Here is a 12,461-nt window from a genome sequence, read left to right on the forward strand (position 1 = left end):
ACAGGCGCATCGCCCTCGCGCGGGAGAGCTCTGTGGCCGCCAGTCACAGGCGCCGAAGGAGCAACACCTCTCCGTCAACCTCTCAGGCCCCAGGACCGCGACAGGCCACGATGCCTCTGGAAAGCGGTGCATGCACCCGCCCATGGGGAAAGGCCCGGACCGGGCCGAATCTCTCAGGCAACCCGTTGCGGGTCGACGACAGAGGGGGAGGACGCACCGGCTCGTCCTGCCTAGGAGTACACCATGGTCCTCTACTCGTCTGGAATCGGCGAACGTGTGCCGCTATTCGCCGACCGGCACATCGGCCCCGGTTCCGCCGACATCGACACCATGCTCGGGGTCATCGGGGTGCAGTCCCTCGACGAGCTCGCCGCCAAGGCCCTGCCCGCGGGCATCCTCGACGCGCTGAACTCCGACGGGCTGGCACCCGGGCTCGACGTGTTGCCGCCCGCGGTCTCCGAACACCAGGCGCTGGCCCAACTGCGTGCCATGGCGGACAGCAACACCGTCGCCGTCTCGATGATCGGGCAGGGTTACTACGACACCCTGACCCCGCCGGTGCTGCTGCGCAACATCATGGAGAACCCCGCCTGGTACACCGCCTACACGCCGTATCAGCCCGAGATCAGCCAGGGCCGGCTCGAGGCGCTGCTGAACTTCCAGACCATGGTGGCCGACCTGACCGGCCTCGACATCGCCAACGCCTCGATGCTGGACGAGGCCACCGCCGCCGCCGAGGCCATGACCCTGATGCAGCGCGCGGTGCGGGGCAAGGCCACCCGGCTGGTGGTCGACGCCGACGTTTTCACTCAGACCGCCGCGGTGCTGGCCACCCGCGCCCAGCCACTGGGCATCGAGATCGTCACCACCGACCTGCGCGACGGGCTGCCCGAGGGCGACTTCTTCGGCGTCATCACCCAGCTGCCGGGAGCCAGCGGCCGCATCACCGACTGGACCGCGGTGATCGAGGCGGCCCATGAGCGCGGCGCGCTGGTGGCCGTCGGCGCCGACCTGCTGGCCATGACCCTGCTGACCCCGCCCGGAGACCTGGGCGCCGATGTCGCCTTCGGCAGTGCGCAGCGCTTCGGCGTGCCGATGGGCTTCGGCGGCCCGCACGCCGGTTACCTGGCCGTCGCCTCCAAGCACGCCCGGCAGCTGCCCGGCCGTCTGGTCGGGGTGTCGGTGGACTCAGACGGGGCCCCGGCCTACCGCCTGAGTTTGCAGACCCGTGAGCAGCACATTCGCCGCGACAAGGCCACCAGCAACATCTGCACCGCTCAGGTGCTGCTGGCCGTGATGGCCGCCATGTACGCCAGCTACCACGGTGCCGAGGGCCTGGCCGGTATCGCGCGGCGGGTGCACTCGCACGCCGAGCGGATCGCCGCCGGCCTCGGTGACGCCGTGGTCCACAGCATCTTCTTCGACACCGTGCTGGCGTCGGTCCCGGGCCGCGCCGACGAGGTGGTGGCCGCAGCCAAGAACCTCGGTATCAACCTGTGGCGCGTGGACGCCGACCACGTGTCGGTGGCGTGTGACGAGGCCACCACCGACGCCCACGTGGACAGCGTGCTGCAGGCCTTCGGCGTCACCGCCGCGGATGCTGCACCTGTCGAGATCGCCACGCGGACAAGCGAATTCCTGACCCACCCGGCGTTCACCACCTACCGCACCGAGACGGCGATGATGCGCTATCTGCGCTCGTTGGCCGACAAGGACCTGGCGCTGGATCGCACCATGATCCCGCTGGGCTCGTGCACCATGAAGCTCAATGCCGCTGCCGAGATGGAGTCCATCACCTGGCCGGAGTTCTCCCGTCAGCACCCGTTCGGACCCGCGGGGGACACCGCCGGGCTGCGGGCGCTGATCGCCGACGTGGAGAACTGGCTGGTGGCGATCACCGGTTACGACGCGGTGTCTCTGCAGCCCAACGCCGGCTCGCAGGGTGAGTATGCGGGCCTGCTGGCCATTCACGACTACCACGCCAGCCGCGGGGAGAGCCACCGCAACATCTGCCTGATCCCATCCAGCGCCCACGGCACCAACGCCGCCTCGGCCGCGCTGGCCGGGATGAAGGTAGTGGTGGTGGCCTGCCGCACCAACGGCGACGTCGACCTGGATGACCTGCGGGTCAAGGTGGCCGAGCACGCCGACAACCTGGCCGCGCTGATGATCACCTACCCGTCCACCCACGGCGTCTACGAACACGACGTCGAGGACATCTGCGCAGCCGTGCACGACGCCGGCGGGCAGGTCTACGTCGACGGCGCCAACCTCAATGCCCTGGTGGGCCTGGCCCGCCCCGGCAGGTTCGGCGGCGACGTCAGCCACCTCAACCTGCACAAGACGTTCTGCATCCCGCACGGCGGCGGCGGCCCCGGCGTCGGCCCGGTGGCGGTGCGCGCGCATCTCGCCGAGTTCCTGCCCGGGCACCCGCTGGCCGACGAGCTGCCCGCCGGGCACGTGGTGTCCGCCGCGCCCTACGGCTCGGCGTCGATCCTGCCGATCACCTGGGCCTACATCGCGATGATGGGCGCCGAGGGCCTGCGGGCGGCGACACTGACGGCCATCGCGTCGGCCAACTACATCGCCCGCCGCCTGGACGAGTACTACCCGGTGCTCTACACCGGTGAGAACGGCATGGTGGCCCACGAGTGCATCCTGGACCTGCGCGGCATCACCAAGGCCACCGGCGTCACCGTCGACGATGTGGCAAAGCGCCTGGCGGACTTCGGCTTCCACGCGCCCACCATGAGCTTCCCGGTGGCCGGCACGCTGATGGTGGAGCCCACCGAAAGTGAATCGCTGGCCGAGGTGGACGCGTTCTGCGAGGCGATGATCGCCATCAAGGCCGAGATCGACAAGGTGGCCTCGGGTCAGTGGAACGTCGAGGACAACCCGCTGCGCAACGCTCCGCACACCGCCGAGTGCCTGCTGGTGGACAAGTGGGAACACCCGTACACCCGCGAAGAGGCGGCCTACCCGCTGGGCAAGAACTACCGACCGAAGGTATGGCCGCCGGTGCGCCGCATCGACGGCGCCTACGGCGACCGCAACCTGGTGTGCTCATGCCCGCCGGTGGAGGCCTTCGCCTGACGACGAGGCGCCGTGCGGGCACCCCCAGCTTGCGAGGGGGCGGACGAGGCGGGGAGGAGCTCACGCGAGCAACCCCGCCTAGGCCCTTGCCGGTCAGTTGAGCAGCGTGTCGACCGCCGCCCCGAATTCCGGCGACGACGTGCTGGACACGTTCTCGTAAGTGCCGCCGCTGAGCTGCGCCACCGCTTCCCAGGTAGCCCGGTCGGGGTCGTCACCGACGTTGATGACGTTGACGGCCACCGGACGTGCGGGGTTACCGGCCCGGATCAGGTCCTGCAGTCCGTCCGAGCCCAACGACTGGTCGGTGTGGGGACCGGCGGTGATCACCAGGACGGAGTTCGGCTGGTCCGGTCGGAAATTGGCCCTGGCGTCGCCCAGCACGTTGCGCAGCGTGGTGAACGACACCGCACCGGAGGCGCCGGGGGTGAGGCCGTCCAATGCCGCGGTGAGCGTCTGCGCGTCCTCGCTCAGCGGCCCCGGCTCCGCGGCGGTGCTGCTGGCGGCGCCGTCGAACGTCGTCAACCCCACCACGGCGTTCGGAGCCAGGGCGGCGATCCGTTGGGACAGCGCGTCCCGCAGGGGTCCGAGGTCCAGCGAGCGGTCCAGCATGATCGACACCACGGGTGCCGTGGCCGGCGCCGTCAACGCGTCGGCCAGGTCGACACGTTGCTGATCGTCGACGGACAGCGGCTCGGAGAGCTCGGCGAACGGAGTCACGTCGGTGGCCGGCGGGGTGCCCTCGGTGGTCCGGAAGCCGGCGGCGCGCAATTCCTGCTGCTGCTCAGGGTCGCGCAGGAACCGCTCGAATTGACTTGCCGCACTCACCTGTTCGTTGGACAACCAGTCACCGCCCAACAGAACGGCGGGGAAGTCCGCGACGGGAACCGGACCGGACGGCAGCCAGGCTGCGACGGCTTCGGCCGCGTCGGGCAGCTCAGTGCTGCGGGTGAACAGCTGCTGTTCGGTGATCGCCACGGCGTGCACGTCGGCGGTGGCCGGGTTGGCCGCATCCAGCAGGGCCGACATCGCGGTGTCGGCCGAATTGTCGGCGAGCTCGGGCTGTCCGGACCGCAGCGTGCGTACCGCGGCGGCGCCATCGGGAGCGCCGGCAGCGGCAGCTTCGGCCGCCAAGTAACCGGCATCGCTGTCGCCGGCGGTGGGCAGGGCCAGGCGCAGCGACCCCCAACCCGGGAGGTCGATGCCGTCCGGATTGGTCTGCAGCCCGGGCAGGTCGTCCCAACCTCGGCCGTCGACTGCGGGTTTGAGCTCGGGGCGCACCGCCAGTACCACCGGTGAGGTGACCAGCGATGTGCTGGCGGTGATGGTCCGCGGGTCGACGGCGGCGGACAGGCGCGCCTGCGACACCGAACTGCCGGGGATCCACAGGGCGGGCTTCTCACCGAGGTCACCCGGCCACTGTCTGGACAGACCGTCGATGACGGCGTCGGAGTCCGCGGGCTGAACGGCGACCTTGACACAGTGATCGCCCACCGGGCTGGCCGAGCCGTTGAACTTCTCGACCAGCGGGCCCAGCGGGGTGGCGATCGCCGGGTCGGCCACCACCGACACCGTCATCTCGCCCTCCAGGCAGCTGGCTGCTGCCGCATCACGGCGGCTGTCGAGGGCATCACCGAAGAAACGCCACAGGATCACTGCCCCGACCACCACCACCACGGTCACGAGGGCGGCGATCACACCGACGCTGACACCCCGCCTGCCCTGCGTGACGGTGCGGTGGCTGCCCGTCCACTCACCCTCGTTGCGGTGCCCGCCCGAGGTCTGCCCGGTGGTCCTGATGACAGCGGTGGTCTCGTTGTCTGCCGCAGGCTCGTACGACGGGGTGCGGAAATCGGTTGTGCTCGAAGTGGGTTCGGCACGATAAAGATCATCCCGGTCTGCAGGATCGCCTCGGTCTTCTTCGGAGTCGTCGTGATCCGAGTACTCCGGCGGGACGTAGACGTCATCGTCGTCGTCGGGCCCGGGCTTGCTGTGTCTACCCATGCCCTGACTCCACCGCACCTCTCCTTAAACCAGTCTCAACGCCGGGCTGTTACGAGCCCGGCGCTGAGTCTAGTCATTGACCGGCGGCTGCCTTGAACTCGCGGCGGCGGCGGTGCAGGATCGGTTCGGTGTAGCCGTTGGGCTGGGCACCGCCTTCGAGGATCAGTTCCTGGGCGGCGGCGAAGGCGATGCTCTGGTCGAAGTTCGGCGCCATCGGCCGGTAAGCCGCGTCACCTTCGTTCTGCCGGTCCACCACCGGAGCCATGCGTTCCAAGCTGGCCCGCACATCGGCGGCGGTGATCACGCCGTGGCGAAGCCAGTTGGCCAGCAACTGACTCGAGATGCGCAGCGTGGCACGGTCTTCCATCAAGGCGATGTCGTGGATGTCGGGCACCTTGGAGCAGCCGACACCCTGGTCGATCCAGCGGACCACGTAGCCGAGGATGGACTGGCAGTTGTTGTCGACCTCCTGGTGGATCTCATCCGGGGACCAGGTGAGCGAGGAGTCGGCCAGGGGGATGGTCAGCAACTCGTCGAGGGTGCTGCGGGTCTTGCCTTCCAACTCCTTCTGCACCGCGAAGACGTCGACCTGGTGGTAGTGCAGGGCATGCAGTGTGGCCGCCGTCGGCGAGGGCACCCAGGCGGTGGTGGCACCGGCCTTGGGCTGGCCGATCTTCTGCTCGATCATGTCGGCCATCAGATCCGGCATGGCCCACATACCCTTGCCGATCTGGGCTTTGCCGGACAAGCCGGCGGCCAGGCCGATGTCGACATTCTGGTTCTCGTAGGCGGTGATCCACGGCTGGGCCTTCATGGTGCCCTTGCGCACCATGGGGCCGGCTTCCATCGACGTGTGGATCTCGTCGCCGGTGCGGTCCAGGAAGCCGGTGTTGATGAACACCACACGGTCGGCGGCGGCCTTGATGCAGGCCTTGAGGTTGGCGCTGGTGCGGCGTTCCTCGTCCATGATGCCGACCTTGAGGGTGCCCTGCGGCAGTCCGAGGACGTCTTCGACGCGGGAGAACAGCTCGCAGGTGAACGCCACTTCGTCGGGACCGTGCATCTTGGGTTTGACGATGTAGATGGAGCCGGTGCGGCTGTTGAGCAGCGGACCGTTCTCCTCGGATTCCTTGAGGCCGTGGATGCCGATCAAACTGGTGAACAGAGCGTCGAGGATGCCCTCGGGAACCTCGGATTCTTCGTCGGAACCGACGCTGAAGGTGATCGCGTCGTTGGTCATCAGGTGACCGACATTGCGGACGAACAGCAGGCTGCGCCCGGGCAGCGTGAGCTCGCTACCGTCCGGTGCGGTGTAGACGCGGTCTGCGTTGAGCACACGGGTGAAGGTCTTGCCGCCCTTGCTGACCTCTTCGGCCAGGTCGCCGCGGTTGAGGCCCAGCCAGTTGCGGTAGCCGAGCACCTTGTCGTCGGCGTCGACGGCCGCCACCGAATCCTCGAAGTCCATGATCGTGGTGATGGCGGACTCCAGCACGACGTCCTTGATGCCCGCGGAGTCGGTGGACCCGATGGGGGAGTCGGCGTCGACGAGGATCTCGATGTGCAGGCCGTGGTTGGCCAGCAACACCGAAGTGGGCGCTTCGGGTTCGCCGAGGTAGCCGGCGAACTGATCCGCGGTGGCCAAACCGGTGGTGGTGTCCTCGCCTAGGGCGACCACCAGAGTGCCGTCAGTGACGGTCAGCTTCGTGGCATCGGTCCAGGATCCGGACTCCAGCGGGGTGGTGTCGTCGAGGAACTTGCGGGCGTAGGCGATGACCTTGTCCCGCGGACAGGGTTGTATTTTCCGCCGGACCCGGCCCCTTGTTCGGCGCCGTCGTCCTCGGGGATGACATCGGTGCCGTACAACGCGTCGTACAGCGAGCCCCAACGTGCGTTGGACGCGTTGAGGGCGAAGCGCGCATTGAGAACCGGCACCACCAGCTGAGGTCCGGCGGTGGAGGTGATCTCCGGGTCGACGCCCGAGGTGGTGATGGTGAAATCCTCGGGTTCCGGTAGTAGGTAACCGATTTCGGTGAGGAACGCCTTGTACGCCTCGGGATCATGCGGCTCGATGACACGGTGGCGATGCCACTTGTCGATCTGGGCCTGCAGTTCGTCACGACGATCGAGCAGGTCAGCGTTCTGTGGTGCCAGATCGGTGATGACCTTGTCCACGCCCGCCCAGAAGCTGTCCGGGTCAAGATCGGTGCCCGGCAACGCCTCGTTGTTGACGAAGTCGTGCAGCACCTTGGCGACCCGCAAATTGCCCACGGTCACGCGCTCAGTCATTGGTCCTCCTCGGCCGGCAATCCATCCATCCTACCCGTCAGTAATCGCCCGTTCTCGCAGCGGCGCTATCAAGGAGCAGGTCACAGCGTTCTTGCAGTGAATATCGAAGCAAGGCGGCGCGTTGCGACAACTCGCGCTGGCAACGCACGTACTCGGCCCGCCCCACCGGATCCTCGATCCGGATCGGTGTGAAACCGTACCCGGCGAGGTCGTAGGGGCTGGCCCGCATATCCAGTTCCCGCGCGGCCGCCGCCAGTTCCAGGCAATCCAGGAGCAGATCACCGTTCACCAGCGGGCCCAGCTTTGCGCACCATTTGTACAGATCCATCGCGGCATGAATGCATCCGGGTTGTTCTTGATCGATTTGGGAACTCCGGCTCAGCGCGACGGCATTACGCGGTGCGGCGTCCTGGGTGAAGAAGCGGAACGCGTCGAAGTGTGTGCAGCGCAACGGCATCGACTCCACCACGGCATCGGTGTCCGCAGCACCCAGGCGTAGCGGCACCGCACCATGGCGGATCTCGGTGCTGCGGTAGACCATCGCCCATTCATGCAGGCCGAAACAGTTCAGTTGCGGTGTCCGTTGGGCGGTGGCGGACAGGAGTTCGGCGATGAACGTCACGGTGTCGCGTCGCCCGGCCAGGTACTCGGCGCTCACGGTCACCCCGTCGGGATGCGCGACGTAGCCGGCCCGGCCCAGGAACTCTGCGCCGCCGGCGAGCACCACGCCGAAGCCCGGGTTCCAGCGCGCCACCTGCCGGGGTTTGAGGCTGTAGTAGGTGAACAGGAAGTCCCACACCGGGTGTGGCACTCCGGCGGCGGCCCGCTGTCGGTGCGGTGCGAGGAAGGCCTCGGCGCGGGTGCGGTGCCGATCGGCGCTGACCCGCCAGTGCGCTTCCGGCAGAACCCGGGTCACACCGTGGCACACGGCGCCATCAGACACGGTGGGTTCCGTCGCGCACGGTGCCCACCAGGTCCTCCACCAGGTCTTCGAGGGCCACCATGGCCACCACCGGTACGTTCGGTCCGCCTTCGCCCTGGGTGACCAGCGCCAGGTGGCTGTTGCTGCGGCGCAACCGCGACAGCGCGTCGGGCAGCGGTAGCCGTTCGGGGACGTGCGGCAGCGGCCGGATCACCGACAGGTCCACCACGATGTCGGGGTCGTCGCCCAGCGCAAGCACGTCCTTGATGTGCAGGTAGCCGATGTAGATGCCGTCGACTCCGGTCACCGGGAACCGGGAGTACCCGGTCTCCACCAGGGCCTGCTCCACCGCGGCGATGGTGGGTCCGCAACCCTCGGCCGCCACGGGCACGGCCCGGATCTCCGGCAGCCGCACCGCCACGTCGGAGACCACACGATTGCGGATCTGCAATGCCCTGGTCAGCCGGGTGTGCTCTTCGGGATCGAGCAGCCCCTCGGACACCGATTCGGCGATCATCTCGGACAGCTCGACGGTGGACACCGTGATGTCCAGCTCGTCCTTGGGCTCAACCCGTACAGCGCGCAGCGTGATGTTGGCGCACCAGTTGTAGAACGCGATGAGCGGTTTCACCGCACGCACGTACACCAGGTAGACGGGGATCAGCAGCATGGCGGTGGATTCGGGCCCGGCGATCGCGATGTTCTTGGGCACCATCTCGCCCAGCAGCACGTGCAGCGTCACCACGATGGCCAGCGCGATGATGAACGACACGGTGTGCAGCACCGCATCCGGAATGCCGACCAGCCCGAACGGGCCCTCCAACAGGTGCGCCACCGCGGGCTCTCCGACACGGCCCAGCAGGATCGAACAGATGGTGATGCCGAGCTGTGCGCCGGCCAGCATCAGTGACAGGTGCTCGCCGGCGCGGATCACCGTGACGGCCCGCTTCTTGCCCTGTTCGGCCAGCGCCTCCAGGCGGTCCCGGCGCGCGGAGATCAGCGCGAACTCCGATCCGACGAAGAATGCGTTGGCGGCCAGCAGGAAAACGGTCAGCAGCACGCCGAAGATGTCGCCACCCATCAGCGCTCATCTCCGCCGTCGGAGCTCGACCCCAGGTCGGTGAGCTCGAGTTGATCGATGCGCCTGCCGTCCATCGCCATCACCGTGGCGCGCCAGCGGGCAGGCTCGTCGAGCGGGCGGTCGGAGTCGAAGGCCCGCAGGTTCACCGATTCGCCGACCTCGGGAATGTGGCCCAGCTCCTGCAGCACCAGACCACCGATGGTGTCGTACTCGCCGTCGGGCGCGCGGTAGCCGGTGGCCGCGGCCACCTCGTCGATACGCAGCAGGCCGGAGACCTGCCAGCCGCCTGGGGCCTCCACGACGTCGGGGGTGGCGTCGTCGTGCTCGTCGCGGACGTCGCCCACGATCTCCTCGATCAGATCCTCGACGGTCACCATGCCCGCCGTACCTCCGTACTCGTCGACCACCAGTGCGGTCTGCAGGCCGTTACCGCGGATCTGGGAGAACACCGCATCGCCATCGAGCGTCGAGGGCACCACGGCAACCGGCTGGGCCAGCGTGGACAGTTTGGTCGATCCCCGCTGTGGGCGCGGGATCTCGAAGACCTGCTTGATGTGCACGATGCCGATCGTCTCGTCGAGGTCGCCGTCGATGATCGGGAACCGGGAGTAACCGCTCTCGGCGGCGGCGCTCACCAGATCGGCAACGGTCTCCTCGGCGTCCAGGGCGACGATCTTGGATCGCGGAGTCATGAGCTCCTCGGCGGTCAGTTCACCGAACCGCAGCGACCGGTCCACCAGGGTGGCGGTCACGGCGTCCAGAGAACCGTGGCGAGCCGAGTTCCGAACCAGGGCCACCAGTTCCTGCGGAGACCGCGCCGACGCCAGTTCGTCGGCTGGTTCGATACCGAGCCGTCGCAGGATCCAGTTGGCGGTGCCGTTGGTGGCGATGATGGCCGGTTTCAGCAGGAGCGAGAACATCAGCTGCGGGCCCGCCGCGATTCGGGCGGTGGGCAGCGGACGGGCGACGGCCAGGTTCTTGGGCACCAATTCGCCGAACACCATGGACAGCGACGTGGCGATCAGCAGCGACAACACCAGCGCCACACCGCCGACACTGCCCTCGGGGAGACCGACCGCGCGCAGTCCCGGGGCGATCAGCCTGGCCACCACGGGCTCTGCCAGATAGCCGGTGGCCAGTGTGGTGATGGAGATGCCCAGCTGGGCGCCGGAGAGCTGGAACGACAGCGTGCGGTGTGCGCGCTGGACGAACTGGTCGCGCCGGTTGCCCGAACGCGCGTTGGCTTCGACAGTGCTGCGTTCCAGCGCGGTCAAGGAGAACTCGGCGGCGACGAACAGTGCCGTGCCCGCGGTGAGGACCAGGATCGCAAGAACAGACAAGACGGTGAACCACACACTCACGGTTGTGTCACCACCGCGTGGGCGCCGGGCCGAAGGCCCGGCTGTCTAGAGGATGGCTCGGCGTCCTGGGCTTCGGACGCGGGGTCTTGTACGACAACCACCGTGCCGGCGTCACTGGGTGCCTGAGGCACTCGTTCCCTTTCGTTCAGTTGGCGGACAATCCGCATAGATTCCACATATTAACTGCCGTTCGATCACCAGCCAGCCGGCAGTGGATGTCCCTCGGCGAACCCGGCGGCGGACTGCACTCCGAGCACCGCCTTGTCGTAGAGCTCGGCCAGCGTGGCCGCGCCGACGTAGGTGCAGGTGCTGCGCACCCCGGAGGTGATGTGGTCCAGCAGGTCCTCCACGCCGCCGCGCTCGGGATCGACGGCCATCCGCGACGTCGAAATGCCTTCCTCGAACAGGGCTTTGCGGGCCCGGTCGAAGGCGCCGTCGGCGGCGGTGCGGGCGGCGACCGCCCGTTTGGACGCCATCCCATAGCTCTCTTTGTACAGCCGGTCGTCCCGATCACGCATCAGGTCGCCGGGGGATTCGTAAGTGCCGGCGAACCATGAGCCGATCATCACGTTCGACGCGCCTGCCGCCAAGGCCAGCGCCACGTCACGCGGGTGCCGCACACCCCCGTCTGCCCATACATGAGCACCCAGTTCCCTTGCCGCCGTCGAGCATTCGTAGACCGCGGAGAACTGGGGCCGGCCGACGCCGGTCATCATCCTGGTGGTGCACATGGCGCCGGGGCCCACGCCCACCTTGACGATGGAGGCACCGGCATCGATGAGGTCACGAGTGCCGTTGGCGGAGACCACGTTGCCCGCAGCCAGCGGCAGGCCGAGATCCAGGGCGGCGACTGCGGAGATGGCGTCCAGCATTTTCTGCTGGTGTCCGTGGGCGGTGTCGACCACCAGGACGTCGGCGCCGGCTTCGGCCAGTGCGGTGGCCTTGGCGGCCACGTCGCCGTTGATGCCCACGGCGGCGGCGATGCGCAAGCGTCCCTTGGCGTCGACCGCGGGGGTGTAGATGCCGGCGCGGACGGCGCCGGTGCGGGTCAGGACACCGGCCAAGCTACCGTCGGCTTCGGTGAGCACCGCCACGCCGATGGGTGCGTGTTCGAGTAGGTCGAAGATCTTGCGGGGATCCGTACCCACCGGCGCGGTGACAAAATCGGCCGCCGCGACGTCGCGTACGCGGGCGAAGCGGTCGACGCCGACGCACGCCGACTCGGTCACCAGCCCGACCGGGCGGCCGTTTTCCACCACCACGGCCGCGCCATGGGCACGTTTGTGGATGAGCGCGACGGCATCGGAGACGGAATCCTCGGGTGCCAGCATCACCGGGGTGTCGGCCACCAGGTCGCGGGTCTTGACGAAGTCGACGGTTGCCCGCACCGCCGAGATCGGAAGATCCTGGGGTAGGACGACGATGCCGCCGCGGCGGGCGACGGTCTCCGCCATCCGCCGTCCGGCGACCGCGGTCATGTTGGCGACCACCACCGGGATGGTGGTTCCGGTGCCGTCGGCGGTGGACAGGTCCACGTCGAAGCGGGACGCCACGTCACTGCGGTTGGGCACGACGAAGACGTCGTCGTAGGTCAGGTCATACGGGGGCTTGTGGCCTTCGAGAAACTGCACGTACCCCACCCTACGTCGACCAGCAGACGCGAACTCGGGTGAATCCGCGTGGAATCACCCGAGTTGACGTCTGCTCGCGATCGAAA

6 protein-coding genes, 1 pseudogene and 2 riboswitches are annotated in these 12,461 nt (G+C 68.1%); of the genes and pseudogenes, 1 reads left to right on the forward strand and 6 read right to left on the reverse strand.

The features are described from left to right. The first annotated feature begins 10 nt into the window (after window positions 1-10). Window positions 11-108, forward strand: a riboswitch (glycine riboswitch). Next, a riboswitch (glycine riboswitch) is annotated at window positions 109-212 on the forward strand. It abuts the riboswitch before it with no gap. A gap of 31 nt (window positions 213-243) precedes the next feature. Continuing rightward, window positions 244-3,093, forward strand: a complete 2,850-nt coding sequence (gene gcvP, locus BVC93_RS26270; RefSeq protein WP_083739987.1) for an aminomethyl-transferring glycine dehydrogenase — start codon at window positions 244-246, stop codon at window positions 3,091-3,093. A 93-nt stretch (window positions 3,094-3,186) separates the two neighbouring features. Here gcvP and BVC93_RS26275 read toward each other — a convergent pair whose 3' ends face one another. The 6 genes and pseudogenes from BVC93_RS26275 to BVC93_RS26300 all read right to left on the reverse strand — a co-directional run bounded on the left by BVC93_RS26275 (window position 3,187) and on the right by BVC93_RS26300 (window position 12,375). Then, a complete protein-coding gene (locus BVC93_RS26275) occupies window positions 3,187-5,094 on the reverse strand; it encodes a substrate-binding domain-containing protein (protein ID WP_083739988.1) in 1,908 nt (635 codons plus the stop codon). 73 nt (window positions 5,095-5,167) lie between these two features. Next, window positions 5,168-7,380, reverse strand: a pseudogene (locus BVC93_RS26280) (malate synthase G). 37 nt (window positions 7,381-7,417) lie between these two features. Further along, entirely contained in the window at window positions 7,418-8,323 is a 906-nt protein-coding gene (locus BVC93_RS26285) for a 3-methyladenine DNA glycosylase (RefSeq protein ID WP_442928979.1), read from the reverse strand. Continuing rightward, window positions 8,316-9,383, reverse strand: coding sequence for a hemolysin family protein (locus tag BVC93_RS26290; RefSeq protein ID WP_083739990.1), 1,068 nt, complete (start codon window positions 9,381-9,383; stop codon window positions 8,316-8,318). Before BVC93_RS26290 ends, BVC93_RS26285 begins: the two co-directional genes overlap by 8 nt. Next, entirely contained in the window at window positions 9,383-10,744 is a 1,362-nt protein-coding gene (locus BVC93_RS26295) for a hemolysin family protein (protein WP_083739991.1), read from the reverse strand. Before BVC93_RS26295 ends, BVC93_RS26290 begins: the two co-directional genes overlap by 1 nt. A 194-nt stretch (window positions 10,745-10,938) precedes the next feature. Then, the gene (locus tag BVC93_RS26300; protein ID WP_083741361.1) at window positions 10,939-12,375 is read right to left on the reverse strand and encodes a GuaB1 family IMP dehydrogenase-related protein; all 1,437 of its coding nucleotides are present in this window, start codon (window positions 12,373-12,375) and stop codon (window positions 10,939-10,941) included. Window positions 12,376-12,461 lie beyond the last annotated feature (86 nt).

The sequence above is a fragment of the Mycobacterium sp. MS1601 genome (genome assembly GCF_001984215.1).
Lineage (GTDB): Bacteria > Actinomycetota > Actinomycetes > Mycobacteriales > Mycobacteriaceae > Mycobacterium.